This window comes from Emticicia sp. TH156, from assembly GCF_002855535.1.
Taxonomy (GTDB): domain Bacteria; phylum Bacteroidota; class Bacteroidia; order Cytophagales; family Spirosomataceae; genus Emticicia; species Emticicia fluvialis.
This window is the reverse complement of record NZ_PKRS01000002.1, coordinates 358,721-374,709: the sequence shown is the minus strand read 5'-3', so window position 1 is coordinate 374,709 and position 15,989 is coordinate 358,721. Positions and strand designations below refer to the sequence as shown.

The following is a 15,989-nucleotide window of genomic DNA, read 5'->3' as shown; positions in this document are numbered from 1 at the left end:
TTTTAATGTATAATTTTCCACAAACGTTTTTTTTAAGTGGCAGGCGTTCTATATTTGACTTTATGTTTATCTGACACTATTGATAAATGCTGGTTTAAAGCCGTCGAGTTATTTGCAAAGCATGTTTACTGCTATTGACATTCTAAATAGCAGACCTCAATAATGCCTTGTAATTATTGCTGAACCCAATCAATATTATGCTGAAAAAAATCATATTGAGTTTGTCTTTTTTTGTTGCTGTATGTACTTGTAATGCACAAGAGACCCCTTTTTTGGCTGAAACGCATCAGCCTGAATCTACAGATTCTGAATGCCTTAGTTTAACTGATGAGATTCAGGTATTTGCCAGACAACTATTAGGAACCCGATATAGATATGGCGGCAAAGCTACTCATGGATTTGATTGCTCAGGACTTGTAAATTATGTTTTTGGTTATTTTGGCATACAGGTTGCCCATGCAAGCCGCGATTTATACCGGCTGGGTAATAAAATGAGCATTGAAGAGGCGAAGCCTGGCGATCTGATTTTTTTTCGGACCAGTTCCCGACGGAAGGGGGTGTCTCATGTTGGCATTGTGCTTGAACCTGACGAACATGGCCTGAGATTTATTCATTCTGCTACCAGTAAGGGCGTTATTATAAGTTATTTGAAAGAAAAATATTATAATCTGAGGTTTGTGGGCATACGCAGGGTTATAGATAATGGCAAAGTGGGTAATTCATGATTTTTGCCAAATAATTGTTTAAGAAATTGTTAATTTTCAAAATAAAGAGATGCTTTTTACTAAAAGTATCTCTTTGTTTTTTATAAACTGCGGTTATTTGTAGATTTTAAGTAAAGGTAAAATATCGGCAATGAGGCAGTGTTAATAGATAATTTGTCCAACCAGAAAAGTATTTAAAGATAATTTCGATAAACAAACTAAGTATTATAGATATATTTGCAGATTAATTTTTGCATTTGTTTCACTAATTAGCTTATTTTGCGTAAGTATCAAGAAATTCCCTTATGCGGAAACCCAACCGAGTAGAAACACTACGGTGGTAAAAAGATGCGGGCAGTAGAACTTTCGTTTTCTATTTGTCAAAAACAGTTTCTTTTTCTTTCTGCACAGAGTTTTTGCATACTCTTTTTGAAAAATCATTTAACAAATAACAAGATTTATGGCGTACCTATTTACTTCCGAGTCTGTTTCGGAAGGACACCCCGACAAAGTTGCTGACCAAATTTCTGATGCCCTTATTGATAATTTCCTGGCGTTTGACCCTTCTTCTAAAGTTGCGTGTGAAACGCTGGTTACCACCGGCCAGGTAGTGTTGGCAGGGGAGGTAAAAACCAAAACCTATCTTGACGTGCAAACCATTACGCGCGATGTGATTGCAAAAATTGGTTATACCAAGTCTGAGTATATGTTTGAGGCTAACTCTTGCGGTATTCTTTCGGCTATTCATGACCAGTCAGACGATATAAACCGTGGTGTTGACCGCTCGGCGGATGAAAGAAATTTTGAAGAGAAAGCCGATGCACAAGGTGCCGGAGACCAGGGTATGATGTTTGGCTATGCCACCCGTGAAACCGACAATTATATGCCGCTGGCACTAGACCTGGCACACAAAATTTTGCAGGAGCTGTCGGAGATTCGCCGCGAAAACAAGCGCATCAAGTATCTGCGCCCTGATGCGAAGTCACAGGTTACGATTGAATATGCCGACAACAATAAGCCTATCAGAATAGACACTATCGTTGTGTCAACACAACATGATGATTTTGCCGCTGATGAGGCCATGCTAGCCACAATAAGAAAAGATATTATTAGTTACGTAATACCACGTGTAAAGGCAAAATTGAAGCCTTCTTTACGTAAATTGTTTAACGACCAGATTACCTACCATATTAACCCGACTGGTAAGTTTGTAATCGGCGGGCCGCATGGAGATACCGGTCTGACAGGCCGTAAGATTATTGTAGATACCTATGGCGGCAAAGGTGCACATGGTGGTGGGGCATTCTCTGGCAAGGACCCGTCTAAAGTTGACCGTTCGGCTGCTTATGCAACGCGCCATATTGCCAAAAACCTGGTGGCAGCCGGTGTTTGTGACGAAGTGCTGGTGCAGGTATCTTATGCCATTGGGGTTGCCAAGCCTTGTGGTGTTTATGTAGATACTTACGACACAGCAAAAGTTAAAGGCGCCAACGGCAAAAAGCTATCTGATGGTGAAATAGCCAGAATAGTTGAGAAAGTATTTGATATGCGCCCTTTTGCCATTGAGCAACGCCTGAAATTACGAAACCCAATATACTCTGAAACCGCTGCTTATGGCCACATGGGTCGCGAGTCTAAGTGGGTAACAAAAGTTTTTAAAGGACCAGAAGGCGAAAAACAAGTTGAGGTTGAGTTATTTACCTGGGAAAAACTTGATTACATAGATAAAGTAAAAGAAGCATTTGGTATCTGATAATTATTGAATATACATTGGTAAGGAGAAAGTTGTACTTTCTCCTTATTTTTTTTGAATAATCAATCTATGCTGAAATTACTATTTATATAAAAAATATCATTAAAAATATTTAAATAGAATAAATTAAATATATGGTATGGTTTGTTTCTATTGAAGTTTCAATAAATATTGAATATTTAATTTAAAAAGTTGAGAAATTAAAAAGCCAATAGCTGCTTTCGAATAAAGTAATGCTATTGGCTTTTTAATAATATTATAGGTATTATCAGCGTGCTACTTCTACAAACTTGCCGTCTTCATATTTAACAATTGGAACAATTTTGTTTTCATGAGAGCGATTAGTGTAATCAAAGCCTTCGAGTGTGTAGCCTTGGGTATAATCTATGGCGTCCAGATTGGCTCTGAAACGGTTTTTACCCATTCTTAGCATTCTACCATAAAACAGCACCATATCGTAACCCCAATAAGCGTAGTATGAAGGTGAAATATTCTGTGCATTAATAAACGCACTTCTGAAATTTCTGACTTCCTCTTTGTCGCGGTTGATATAATCTAGCTGAATAAGAAATAACTCTCGGTTGAAAATACTTAGAGAAGAAGATTCAAAATCAAATGCAGAAGATGCCGCTACTACCGGCGCCGAAACTTTCTTTTTATCTAATGCACTGATTATTTTCGGACCCAAAGTAGGGTCACTGCATGACACAAAAATGTGATCAGCCTTTCTTTTGGTATCAATATCGTCATTCGTGTTGAATCTCCTGATTGTAACAACGCTTAAACCTTTGGCAACGGCTTTGTCGCGGTATATATAAGCAAATGTAGAGTCTTTACGGGTGTTACCATAATAGATGCTGACAGAGCGCGCTGATTTCTCATTTACTATGTATTCTAGCGCTTTCTGCGACTGGGTTTCATAAGACGGAGACGCCAGAAATGCAGACTTATCATCGCTAACCAGCTGTAGATTATTTGAAAGCGGATGCACCTGAACTGCATCATTTGACTTCGCAAACGTGTTTACTATTTTGTTTACTTCCGGATATAGTGGCCCTATAATCACATCAACCTTACCAAAACCTCTGTTTGCGACCACCAGATTCATTTGCTTGGCGTCTTTCTCAATGTCAAAAGCAAATAAGTTCAGATTGATTTGTTCAGAGGCTAGTTTTTCCTGAGCCAGTTTCATGCCTGCATACAAATCATACACATACTGATTTGCCCTTGTGGCTTTGCTGGCATCAAATTCAAACAACCGGAAGGGCAGCATTACGGCTACGTTAATGGCATCAGAATCATCATTCTGCCTGGTTTTTTTCGGCGAATTACTCCCAGCGTTTCTCTGGCTAAACTGATTGGTAAGCCTGTCTGACAGTTCCAGGTCATCGCGGGTTGCATTTTTACTTCTCTGTATCGCATCAATAATCAGTTGTGCCAGCACCGGGTTATCCGGCGACTTTTGATACAACTGCTTTAACTGGCTTAAATCTTTTATCTTGCTCAGATATGCATACTCCATGTTCTCGATAGAGGTTCTCCAAGACTTTGATGTAACCCGGCTTAAAGCCTGCAGGGCTTCGTCGGGTTTATTTTCGGCAAAAGCAACATTGCCATACAGATAGTAGGCGTCGTCTATTTCGCTCCAGCCCGGAAAACGCTCCAGAAGCTGTCTCAACATAATACGTGCATCATAGTACTTGTTCAGCTTATAAGAAGAAGAAGCAAAATAATAATGTGCGTAGGGCGAAACCGCGTTATTGTATTTTTTATTGGTCAGAGGGGCAAGTAAATCTCTTGCTTCGTTAAATTTCTGGTCGGCATATAGTTGCACAGCTTTTTTATATCTCAACAAATAATCTTTCTCATTCAGATTGGCCTGTTGTTGAGCTATGGCAGAATATGATAGGAATAAAAAAATGAAGAAATTTTTTGTCCTTCTCATAGGCATTGTAATGGAGTTTATATGAAAGCGAGCGCAAAACCCTGTAAAGATGTTTTGCGCCCAGCTTTAATTTTTATTTTTTACCCTGTTGTTTCTTTTTCAGCTCTTCCTGCTGTTTACGGGTTTCTTCGGCCATTTTTACCTGTTTTTCCATAAACTGGGCAAACTTGCCTTTCTTGGCTCCTTGTGGGTTGGTCTGATACTTTATTTTATTATTCATCAGTATCTCCCGTATTTTATCTTCATCAACGAATCTGCGCACAATTTGTTGCTGTGCAATGGTAATAACGTTTGAAACAAGATAATAAAAACTTAGCGCCGCCGGAAAACTGTTCAATACAAAGAAGAAAACAATCGGGAAAACATAGCTTAACTTCTTCATGTCAATTGGACCCGGTTGGTCTGGGGTTATCTGGTTATTGTAGTAAGTAAAAGCCAGACTGGAAACCGTCATAAGCACTACAAACAAACTGATGTGATTACCAACAACAGGCAGGGTAGTTGCCCAGCTAATCGGGTAGTCGTAAGTTGAAAGGTCAGATGCCCAAAGGAAATTTTTCTGACGGAACATAATCATATTCGGGAACAGGAAAAACACCGACATCAGAATAGGCATCTGCAAAAGCATAGGCACACAACCACTCAGCGGATTGACACCAACCTGCTGGTATAGTTTCATTTGTTCTTGTTGCATTTTTACCTGGTCGTCACCTACTTTCGCGCGAATCTCGTTCAGTTCAGGTGCAAGAATTCTCATTTTTGCCGAGCTTACATAAGAACGATAAATAAGAGGTGTTAATACCAGCTTAATGGTTAATACAACCACAATGATTAGCAAACCATAGTTACTTATCAGGCTTTCTGCCAGATTAAACAGCGGAACAAAAATGTAACGGTTAATGGGCTTCACGAAGTCGTATCCCAGATAAACGTTTCTATGAAAACCAGTGGCTACTGTTTTTACCAGATTATAATCGTTCGGGCCGAAATAGAAACGGTAATTACCTTTGCCGGTCTTTAAATCTGACATTGGTATGTTAGCCTCAACTTCGGCTGTTTTTACAATATCAAGACTGGTTTCTGGTGTAGTTAATTTGAACTTCGGTGTTGCCAGCGGCTGATTCTTAGCTACAAAACCTGTAATAAAGTATTTTTGTTTGAACGAAAACCACTGTATAGGGTCTACAATATTTAGTTCGTCGCTTTCAACTTTGTTTGAACCCAGGTCGTCAAAATCATCAGCTTTGGCATCCCAGTAGTTAATCTGGGCTGCTTTACGGTTTTCTGTGATGTCATGCTCAAGCACTTTCAGGTTGTCCTGCCAGTAAAAACGAACCGGCTGATTTTGGACAACGGCGTCAAGGCCTGTCAGATTAATGTCGTAGTCAACTGTATAGCCTGTACCTTTAATGGTATAAACCTGCTCAATAAATTGGTTTTCGGCCAAGGCAAGTTTGAAAACTACTTTAGTTGAGTCTCCTGATTTAATAACTGCCGATTGATTGTCTGAAGCATAGTAAAGCTTTTTTAAATCAATTTTACCTTTATTGGTTTGTACTTCCATGCTCATAGTTGAGCTTTTGGAGTCAATCAGGGTTAAAGGTTTTTTATTGCCACTTTTAAAGTCGTCATAAGCCGAATACTTTTTAAGAACTACTTCTTTTACATTACCACCCAGGGTGCTGAATGTAAACCGCGCATCTTCGTTTTCAACAACTATGTCGCGGCTGGTTCCGGTGGCGGCAGAAGCAAAGTCTCCGAAAGCGGCCTTCAATGCAGTGGTATCGGTGGTTTGCGGAGTATTCTTGGGTATAACCTTTGTAGCTTCTGCCGGAACCGCAGGTTTGGGTTCCTGCGGTGGTGGAGAAGGCATAAAATACGTATAACCTGCCCACATGGCCAGCAACAACACAATACCAATTATCTGGTTTTTGTCTATTAATTTTTCCATTAAAATTTTAAAATTCGTAAAAAATGCAATCGCAACTTTCAGATTGACGCACAAAAGTCGCAAAGAATCGTAATAAATCCTAATGATTAGGCACTCACTAAGGCGCTGGCGTTCAAAGAATTAATTTAGTTGAGCACCTGTTTTTTCTTCAAAGAATAATCAATTGCCGCTTTTACAAAATTAACAAAAAGCGGGTGAGGATTCATAACCGTACTTTTCAGCTCCGGGTGAAATTGCACACCAATAAAGTAAGGGTGGTTTGGCAATTCTACTATTTCAACCAGGCCGCTGTCCGGGTTAATGCCCGATATCACCATGCCTGCTGCTTCATAATCTTTCTGGTATTTGCTGTTAAACTCCCAGCGATGGCGATGACGCTCGCTGATATTAGCCTTGCCGTAAATTTTACGTGCCAGTGTTTTTTCTTTCAATTTACAGGCATAAGCCCCCAAACGCATGGTACCACCTTTGTCGGTTACGTTTTTTTGTGCCTCCATCAGGTCAATCACAGGAAACAGCGTTTCAGGTGCCATTTCGGTTGAGTGCGCCTCTTTCATGCCTATTACGTTTCTGGCAAATTCAATACAAGCCATTTGCATACCCAGGCAGATTCCGAAGAATGGTATGTTGTTTTCTCTTACATATCTTACGGCCTCAATTTTACCTTCAATACCACGTTCGCCAAAGCCCGGGGCTACCAACACGCCATCAAGCCCGGCAAATTTCTGAGCAATGTTGTCTGTTGTCAGGCTTTCAGAGTGTATCCATTCTACCACTACCTTGCATTCATTGGCCGCGCCAGCATGTATAAACGACTCGGCTATTGACTTGTAGGCATCTTTTAATTCAACATATTTACCAATCAGGCCAATGGTTACCTGCTCAATCGGATTCTTGAAACGGCTCAGAAATTTCTTCCACGCATCCATATCGGCATCCTGATCGTTGTAGATGTCAAGCATATACAATACACGCTGGTCAAGTTTTTCTTTCTGCATCAACAAGGGTACATCATAAATCGTTTCAGCATCCATTGCCTCAATAACAGAATTCTGCTCAACATTACAGAAAAGCGCAATTTTTCTTCTGATATCCTGTGGTAGCGGGTGTTCGGTTCTGCATACAATAATATCAGGCTGCACGCCAGACTCCTGCAGTTGTTTAACCGAGTGTTGGGTTGGTTTGGTTTTAAGCTCACCAGCCGACTGCAGATAGGGTACCAATGTAAGATGAATTACAAGTAGGTTATCTTCTCCTAAATCCCATTTCAACTGGCGAACAGCCTCTACATAGGGTAAAGATTCGATATCACCCACGCAGCCGCCCAGCTCGGTAATAATAATGTCAAAATTACCGGTTTCGCCTAGTTGCAGAATGTTTCTTTTGATTTCGTCTGTAATGTGTGGAATCACCTGTACAGTTTTACCCAGATAATTTCCTTTCCGCTCTTTCATAATTACATTATAATAGATGCGGCCGGTAGTTACGTTGTTAGCCTGAGAAGTAGGCACATTCAGGTAACGCTCATAGTGGCCCAGGTCAAGGTCTGTTTCGGCGCCATCGTCTGTAACATAGCATTCGCCATGCTCATAAGGATTCAGTGTGCCGGGGTCGACATTGATATAAGGGTCAAATTTCTGGATGGTTACTGATAAGCCTCTGGCTTGTAGTAGTTTGGCTAAGGAAGAGGCAATAATGCCTTTACCGAGTGATGAAGTTACACCGCCAGTAACGAAAATATACTTCGGATTTCGGGGTTGCCCGTTCATTGACATGTGGTCTAAATATCTTTGATTACGGGATACAAAGGTACGCTTTTTTGCTGAACTCTTTTGGTTAAAATTTGATAAGTTTTAGTTTTTTATTTTATCTGTTTGATTGTCAGTAGCTTAGAAGATGCCCCGATTGCCAATGTGTTTTTAGAAAAATGATTGGTTTTGAAGCTTATACAATTTTTTTTGGTTATTTAGCAGGCTCTGCTTAAACTTTTATGGTGGATGTAAACCGGTGGGTATTTATAAAACGGAATCTGGAATAAGTTGTGCTTTTTATATACATTTGCTAAGCAGATTTGATACACTTTCATGTATGCAATGGCATTTAAAACAATTGTCTGAACCTTTTTGATTGACTGACTAAAACTACTACCATGAAAAGAATTATCCTTTTTCTGAGCATAGCGCTCATTATGTTTTCATGCCATACATCGCGTTTATCTGGTTCCGGGCAAGACGAAGTGGCTGTTACTTTTCTGCATCTGAACGATGTATATGAGATTTCGCCGCTTGACAATGGCAGAATAGGCGGCTTAGCCCGCGTAGCTACTGTACGGCAGGAACTGCTGAAAGAGAATCCGAATACGATTACTGTTCTTTCCGGCGATTTCCTGAGCCCTTCTGTTACCGGTACACTCAGATACGAGGGGAAAGGTATTAAAGGCAGACAAATGGTAGATGTTATGAATGCCGTTGGGTTTGACTGGGTGTGCTTTGGTAACCATGAGTTTGACCTGGACCAGAAAGATTTACAGGAACGCATTAATGAGTCTGGGTTTGAGTGGCTCAATACCAATGCCCTCGAGAAAATTAATGGCAAACTGGAGCCTTTTGGTAAAGTAGTAAAAGGAGTAAAGGTGCCTTTTGCCAAAACCAGAATTTTTAGTTTTAAAAATGCAAAAGGTGAAGAGGTAAAAATGGGGATGTTTGGTATTGTGTTGCCCTCAAACCCGAAAGAGTATGTTTATTACGATGATTTCTTCGAGGCGGCAAAGAAAGCCTATGAAGAATTGAAACCCCAATGCGATTTCGTGGTTGGCCTTACGCACATAAATAAAGTAGATGATATCAGGCTGGCAGGTATGCTGCCCGAGGTAAAACTGATTATGGGTGGCCATGACCATGACAACATGATTGAAAAAATAGGAAACGTGATTATGGCTAAGGCCGATGCTAACGCCAAGACCGCATACATACACCGGATTGTCTTTAATAAAGCCACAGGAAAAGCCTCGGTTAAATCTGAATTAAGAAAAATTGATAGTCAGATTCCTGATGAACCCACTACAGCTGCTGTTGTGAAAAAATGGGAAGACATTGCCGATGCCAGCTTTAAAGCCATTGGAATTAATAAAAATGAGGTAATTGCTGATTTGAAAGAACCACTTGATGGTCATGAGTCTACCGTCCGTAATCAGCAGGCACCTATGGGCAACATGATAGCCAGAGCCATGACAGCCGCCACCCCTGAAACAACCGATTGTGCGTTTTTTAATGGTGGGTCTATCAGAATAGACGATGTGGTGTCTGGCAGAATAACCCAGCTGGATGTACTCAGAATTTTGCCTTTTGGGGGTAAAGTTATAGAAATAACGATGAGAGGGCGTTTGCTGGAGCAAATTTTAGAAACGGGTCTGAAAAACAAAGGCAGTGGCGGGTATCTGCAATGGGACAGAATTAACTACGATGCCTCTAAAAACGATTGGCGCATCAACGGAAAACCTCTGGATGTGAATCAGGAATATAAAGTGGTAACTAACGATTTTCTGCTTACGGGCAAAGAGAGAAACCTTGATTTTTTTGTGAGAACCAACCCCGATATTATTTCAATAAATGATACATTTCCTGAAAACGATGTTCGAAATGATATCAGAAAGGCAGTAATTGCTTATCTGAAAAAAAACTGAATCACTTTTACAACCTTTCTTAAGCTGTGGCTGTCATGGCCTTAAAGGTTCATGAAACCATCCTGAAAACCAGATTTTTATGAAAAAACTATACCTGCTGTTTGTCATGGCTCTGGCAAGCGGTTGTGTTCCACACCTGGATGATGAAAACACAAATAAAAAAGTAATGGGTTATAAACCTGTTTACATTGATTATGCATCAGCCAGAAAAATTGAAGTCCAAAAAGCCAGAAGTTTGTCTCATCCCGGCAAAATTTACATAAAAGGTAATTATCTGTACGTGGGAGAAGCCGGTGAGGGTATCCATATCTTTGATAATACAGATAAGGCCAGTCCAAAACCTGTGGCGTTTATTTCTATACCTGTCAATAAAGATATTTCTATTAAGGGCAATATACTTTATGCAGATAATGCAGACGATTTGGTAACCATAGATATTTCAGATTTACAGAAAATTAAAGTTTTGAAGCGCATTGAAAAAGCTTTTCCTTTTCCTTCCTTTCCGAACGAAATAGGTTGGTTTGAGTGTGTCAATCCTAACAAGGGCTATGTAAAAGGTTGGGAATACGTAGAATTATTGAACCCAAAATGCCGCCGATAACCATGAAAAAAATTATTTGTCTTTTTATGTTTACGGCATTTATGTATGCCTGTAAGGGTGATTCAATGTCAGCAGGACCCGAAACAGTTGGCAAAGGTGGGTCAACAGCCCGTTTTACCATTGCAAAAGACTATTTATATACGGTTGATAGTCAATCTCTAAGGGTATTTGGTCTCTCAAACCCTGCCGACCCTGCTTTTATCCGGAAAATCAACCTTTACACAGTGGTAGAAACCATTTTTCCGCTAGGCGAATACCTTTTTATAGGTACCCAGACGGGTATGGTTATTTTCAGCATTCAGGATCCGCAAAACCCTTTGAAGGTATCTGTTTATGCGCATATTGCAGCCTGTGACCCTGTTGTAGCGGAAGGCGATTATGCTTTTGTAACGCTTCGTAGCGGAACCAACTGCAACCGTGGGGTAAATCTGCTTGATGTGATAGACATAAAAAAAATGAATAGCCCCAAACTGATTAACAGTTATCCGATGCAAAGCCCGCATGGCCTTGGTGTAGACGGCAACCTTCTTTTTGTAACCGAAGGCGAAAACGGACTTAAAGTATTTGACAAGTCAGACCCCAAAGAATTGAAGTTAATTAAGCATTTCCAGGAGTTTTCAGCGTATGACGTAATACCCGATAACAATGTACTGATAGTAACCGGAAGACAGGGGATTTATCAATATAGCTATACTGACCAGCAAGAACTGAAACTGCTAAGTGTAATCAGAACAGAATCATGAAACAATTAATACTCATTTTGCTCGCAAATATGTTTTTTCTGAATCTGTCTTTGGCACAGGATTCACTTCAAAAGAAACATTTAATTGTAAAGTTTGCTCCACTGGCTATGTTTGATGTCGACAACACTTTTCAGATAGCGGCCGAACATAATTTGAGTGGCAAACGCTGGACACTTTCTGAAGAATTTGGTTATGGCACAGGTAAAGCTAATTTATGGGGAAACAGTTTTAATAGCTCTAAAAGTGATTTTCGCGAGAATTTCAGAGCCAAAATTGAAGCAAGAAAGTATAAAGAGGCATTTACCGGAAGGTACGCCTCCTACGAGCTTTTTTATAAGCAGATAAATGACCGTTACAGTAAAAACGTTGCCAGAGAATGCGAAAACGGCGCTTGTAATTATTACGAAACCGTCAGTTATCCGGTTAATAAATTTGTAGTGGGTTTAACGGCCAAAATAGGTTATCAGTTAAGAATACGTGATGAATTCAAAAAAAATACCAAATTTGTATTTGATTTTTATGTGGGCGCCGGAATAAGAAGAATCATCATCAATCATCATGACAATAGTGAGCCGGGTGAAGACTACTGGAATTATGGAAGAACTAGCTTGTTTGATAACTCAGGGCTTGGCTACAAAGATGCACGGTTCAATATCCCGCATCTGGCGCTGGGTTTCAAGCTGGGGTATATTGTTTTCTAACCCGTTTGTTTTTATTTTGTTTTTATGGGCAAGCTGTTTTTGTGCTGAATTAAACGCACAAAACAGCTTTTCTTTTTTAACCCTGCCCAATAACGCACGTCTGAATGCCATGGGTGGCTTCAATGTGTCGCTTTCCGACAAAGACCTGAATCTGCATGTGGGCAACCCGGCCTTGCTGGATACTACGCAGGGGGGGCAAATTGGGTTTAATTATTCTCCGTATCTGGCACAGAGCAATTTTTTTAGCTTAAATTATGCCCCCCGCTTTAAGAATAACCTCAAAAACAGCCAGTGGGGTATAAGCCTGCAAAATCTGAATTATGGTTCATTTCAGGGAATGGATGCCATTGGTAATCTGACTGATGTGTTTTCAGCCAATGATTTTTCTTTAGGCGTAACTCATGCCCGGCGTATTAGCCATATTTCTTTTGGGGTATCGGCAAAGCTGGTCGGGTCGGTGCTTGAATCTTATAATTCAATGGCTGTACTGACCGACTGGGGTGGTACCTTTAAACACCCTGAACATGACCTGAATATCGGAATTGTGGCCAAAAATGTTGGTTTTGTAGTAAAAAGCTATGGAAGTATCCGTCCCGATATACCTTTCGACTTACAGTTGGGGGCCTCTTTTAAACCAGCGCACATGCCCGTCAGGTTTTCTTTAACTGCCCATCATTTATATGTTTTTGACATTGCCTATAACGGCGCCTCATTCAATTTTACTTACGATAACCAGGGTAATAAAGTTTTAGAAAAAATATCTGTGGCCGATCAAATGCTAAGGCACCTGGTTTTAGGAACTGAAATTCTTGTTCACAAAAACTTCAGGCTAATGGCAGGTTACAATCATCTGCGCCATCAAGAACTGGCGGTAAACAACCTTGGTAGTGCCGGAGGGCTTTCTTTTGGGGGAAACATCCGCCTCAATCAATTTGGCTTTTCATTTTCGCGCGCTGTGCTTACCAACGGCAGAGGATACTTTACATTTAGTTTAATTTATGACTCACTTGCTAAATAAATTTCTGTTACAGGGTTTCTCCGCGTCCGTTTACGCTTTGTAGTTTTCCTTTTACCGGGTTTGTGTATTCAAGGTAAATATCCTGGGCATTATACTTACCTGCGGGTAAAACCACCACCTCATTTAACACCGCTTTAGAAGCGATGGTTTTGGTAATTGACGTACTATTTTTTGTGTTTTTAATGGTTATCTTAAAACTTTCGCCAATTTCCAGCTTAGACTCAACCGCTGTTAGTTTCAGAATGTTTCCCTGCAGTCGGCCCACAGCCGGAAACTGCCCTGTAATAATCTGTTCAGGGTGGGCAAATGCCAGCACTTTGTCGGTTTTTTGCCAAAGGCCATAAACACGGTTTTCGGCTTGCATCTGGTACATTTTAGCAGCCCATTGCCGGTAATTTCCCAAATGCCCCTCTTTTTTTGGTTCTCCGGCGCCGTCTCCAAAGTATTCCTGCGCAAAAGATTTGCCTTCTGGTGCAGAAACGTGCAGGCCGGGTATAAAGCTACCGTTAATCCAGGCTCCTTTTTGGGTCAGACCAATGTTACCACCTGTAACGTTCGACCATATTAATAGGTTATTAAGCAGTGTATATACTAAAGCCGCATGCCATTCTGAAGTAATGCGGTCAATAGGGCGGTAGATATTCGTAAACGGATTTGACTCCAGGTCATGTCTCAGAATGCCGATGGTTTGGTATGGGTTATTAATGGCATGGATATTCTGAAAATCATCGCCCAGGCCGCAGTCTTTAGCAAGCATTTGAAGCCGGAAGAAAATTTCTGAATAATAGCCCCCAAACTGATTAACTGCATGGTAAAGCTCGGGCTTAAGCCTGTATTCGCCAAATTTGTGTCCTTCATCAATAGAAATTTCATTTCTGCTGCCCGCAGCCGAAAACCGGATGATTTCTCCGCGTTGCGATTCTTCAAAAAAATCGTTCCGTAGAACTCTGTCACCATTCGCATCAACAATAAACCGGCCATGGGCATCTTTCTGATACATAGGCGTGGTAATGGGCAGGTTCACTTTCGGATAACTGACCATAATGTTATACATCAGGTCTTTACCGCGGAAATAGTTATTGATAATGCCATTGCCTGCCTTGGCCTTAGCTTCATTGTAGCTGTGCTTGGAATAAGGGAAAAATTTCTTGTCTTGCGGCACTTGGTCTCCATCATAATAATAACCGCTTTGCCAGTAGGTAAAGCCCTTGTTGGGTGCAAAACTATATAAGATAACCACGTGTTTGGGGTTATCTGCTTTGGCGGCATTGTAATAGCCTTTCAGAAAAGAACTGATTTTCGAGAAGTCGGTTACACCGGCTTCAATATCAAGCATGGTGTATGAGAACGGAACCATTCTGCCTTCAGAGTCAATAGATTGATGTTTAATGGCATTATAGTTTTCAGCCCCCAGTTTCTCTAACTCTGTGTGGTTATTCTGCCAGAACAGAAAATCATTGAATAATGCCCATTTATAGCGGTGTTCAGCCGGAACTCCCTTCAATGTATTCAAAAAGCAGTTGTCGAATCCAGTAGCCAGGCCTTTTTGAAGAGCAATGGGCGGCGTATTACCACTATGATTCAGAAATTCAACACCGTTGCCCCAGAGAAACCGGCAGTTAAACTGAGGTGTCGGCTGGCCGTTCATATCCGGAAAAACCTCAAAATCTAGACGGTTTTTACCCGCTATGTCATTTGTGCCGCTTATAAGCGAAGGTAGCAAGCGGGTTTCAAATGGAGTAAAGGTGCTGTCAGGAACAATTTCTTCCGGCATCGGAGGCACAGAAACATCAGCCAGTTCGGTTTTGCTTAGTGTAGATTGAACGGGGTCTCCACCGAAAATCTTTCTGTAAATTAAATACGCTGCACCTAACACAGAAGTACCTACAAAGAAACGCCGGCCCGTATTCATGATATTTAAAAGTTAATGGATAGAATCAATGAAAGAATTACTTCATTTTGCCTCTTTTAACCAGAAAAGCAGAAAGAATCTGGTCGAAGCCCTGCGCGATATCAGCCTCAATAAAATCTATTTTATATTGGCCGCATTTCAGGCGCAGGTCGTGGTAAAATTCTTTAATGGCAGCCTGATACTGTGTTTTAACCTGCGACGGCTGTATTTTTACCTTCTCACCCGTTTCAAGATCTATAAACTCATAAGGTCTTTCTTCAAAATTGAAGTCTTCTTCAGTATTCTTGTCGGTTACATGAAACAGCAGCACCTCGTGCAGATTGTGGCGTAAATGCTGCATGGCCGAGAATAGGCGCTCGGTATTGGCAATGTCGTCAAACATATCACTGAAAATGACTACCAGCGAGCGCTTATGGATTTTTTCTGCAATTTCGTGTAGGGTATCAACTACCGATGTCTTTTTGTTCGGTTTGGGTTTCAGGAGAAGCGAGTCAAGGTCAAGAAATAGCTTGTGTATGTGCGAGGCCGTTGATTTTATGGGTGTCTGCAACTCGATTTCGTCAGAGAAAGTAGTTAAACTTACCGCATCACGTTGTTTCTGAAGCATATAAGCAATAGCGCCGGCTGCCATAATACTGAAATTGATTTTACCATTGGTTTTTTCAGGATAATACATCGATGACGACGTATCAATCAGCAGGTGGCACCTCAGGTTGGTTTCTTCTTCATAACGTTTTACATACAGGCGGTCGGTTTTGCCAAATACTTTCCAGTCAATATAGCGGGTGCTTTCGCCAGTATTATAGAGGCGGTGTTCCGCAAACTCTACCGAAAACCCATGAAACGGAGATTTATGCAAACCCGTTATGAATCCTTCAACCAGCTGCTTGGCCAGAAACTCAATGCTACCGTATTCGCGTATCTTTACTAAGTCAATCATAATTTCATCCTCATTCAATCAATTATTTTGTAAATTTTC

General features: G+C 40.8%; 12 protein-coding genes and 1 riboswitch. Of the genes, 7 read left to right on the top strand and 5 right to left on the bottom strand.

From position 1 onward, the window contains the following. Positions 1 to 197: 197 nt before the first annotated feature. Both C0V77_RS05560 and metK read left to right on the top strand, forming a co-directional pair. Complete coding sequence (locus C0V77_RS05560; RefSeq protein ID WP_101725335.1) at positions 198 to 725, top strand: C40 family peptidase; 528 nt, start codon at positions 198 to 200, stop codon at positions 723 to 725. A gap of 261 nt (positions 726 to 986) precedes the next feature. Then, positions 987 to 1,102: riboswitch (SAM-I-IV-variant riboswitch) on the top strand. A 62-nt stretch (positions 1,103 to 1,164) separates the two neighbouring features. Beyond that, positions 1,165 to 2,457 carry a methionine adenosyltransferase gene (metK, locus tag C0V77_RS05555; RefSeq protein WP_101725334.1) on the top strand — a complete coding sequence of 431 codons (1,293 nt, stop codon included), beginning with the start codon at positions 1,165 to 1,167 and terminating at the stop codon, positions 2,455 to 2,457. A gap of 268 nt (positions 2,458 to 2,725) precedes the next feature. Here the strand turns inward: metK and C0V77_RS05550 are convergent, their stop codons facing one another. The 3 genes from C0V77_RS05550 to C0V77_RS05540 all read right to left on the bottom strand — a co-directional run bounded on the left by C0V77_RS05550 (position 2,726) and on the right by C0V77_RS05540 (position 8,128). After that, a complete protein-coding gene (locus tag C0V77_RS05550) occupies positions 2,726 to 4,402 on the bottom strand; it encodes an ABC transporter substrate-binding protein (RefSeq protein ID WP_143706010.1) in 1,677 nt (558 codons plus the stop codon). A 73-nt stretch (positions 4,403 to 4,475) separates the two neighbouring features. After that, positions 4,476 to 6,353, bottom strand: coding sequence for a membrane protein insertase YidC (gene yidC / locus C0V77_RS05545; protein WP_101725332.1), 1,878 nt, complete (start codon positions 6,351 to 6,353; stop codon positions 4,476 to 4,478). A 125-nt stretch (positions 6,354 to 6,478) separates the two neighbouring features. Then, positions 6,479 to 8,128: a CTP synthase gene (locus tag C0V77_RS05540; protein WP_101725331.1), complete on the bottom strand. Its 1,650-nt coding sequence runs from the start codon at positions 8,126 to 8,128 to the stop codon at positions 6,479 to 6,481. 374 nt (positions 8,129 to 8,502) lie between these two features. Between C0V77_RS05540 and C0V77_RS05535 the strand changes: the two genes are divergently transcribed. The 5 genes from C0V77_RS05535 to porQ all read left to right on the top strand — a co-directional run bounded on the left by C0V77_RS05535 (position 8,503) and on the right by porQ (position 13,098). Continuing rightward, a complete protein-coding gene (locus tag C0V77_RS05535; protein ID WP_101725330.1) occupies positions 8,503 to 10,035 on the top strand; it encodes a bifunctional UDP-sugar hydrolase/5'-nucleotidase in 1,533 nt (510 codons plus the stop codon). 79 nt (positions 10,036 to 10,114) lie between these two features. Continuing rightward, a complete protein-coding gene (locus tag C0V77_RS05530; protein WP_101725329.1) occupies positions 10,115 to 10,636 on the top strand; it encodes a hypothetical protein in 522 nt (173 codons plus the stop codon). Between the two features lie 2 nt (positions 10,637 to 10,638). Further along, on the top strand, positions 10,639 to 11,379 hold the full coding sequence (locus C0V77_RS05525; RefSeq protein ID WP_101725328.1) for an LVIVD repeat-containing protein: 741 nt from the start codon (positions 10,639 to 10,641) through the stop codon (positions 11,377 to 11,379). Continuing rightward, positions 11,376 to 12,080 (top strand): hypothetical protein, encoded by a 705-nt coding sequence (locus tag C0V77_RS23020; RefSeq protein WP_158237886.1) that lies wholly within the window; start codon positions 11,376 to 11,378, stop codon positions 12,078 to 12,080. Before C0V77_RS05525 ends, C0V77_RS23020 begins: the two co-directional genes overlap by 4 nt. Continuing rightward, positions 12,019 to 13,098: a type IX secretion system protein PorQ gene (gene porQ, locus C0V77_RS05515; RefSeq protein WP_158237885.1), complete on the top strand. Its 1,080-nt coding sequence runs from the start codon at positions 12,019 to 12,021 to the stop codon at positions 13,096 to 13,098. The genes C0V77_RS23020 and porQ overlap by 62 nt, the downstream gene beginning before the upstream one ends. A gap of 7 nt (positions 13,099 to 13,105) precedes the next feature. On the opposite strand, the gene C0V77_RS05510 is transcribed toward porQ, so the two are convergent. Together C0V77_RS05510 and C0V77_RS05505 are read right to left on the bottom strand one after the other, a co-directional pair. After that, positions 13,106 to 15,010 (bottom strand): hypothetical protein, encoded by a 1,905-nt coding sequence (locus tag C0V77_RS05510; RefSeq protein WP_101725325.1) that lies wholly within the window; start codon positions 15,008 to 15,010, stop codon positions 13,106 to 13,108. Between the two features lie 37 nt (positions 15,011 to 15,047). Next, on the bottom strand, positions 15,048 to 15,950 hold the full coding sequence (locus C0V77_RS05505; protein WP_101725324.1) for a DUF58 domain-containing protein: 903 nt from the start codon (positions 15,948 to 15,950) through the stop codon (positions 15,048 to 15,050). Positions 15,951 to 15,989: the final 39 nt, after the last annotated feature.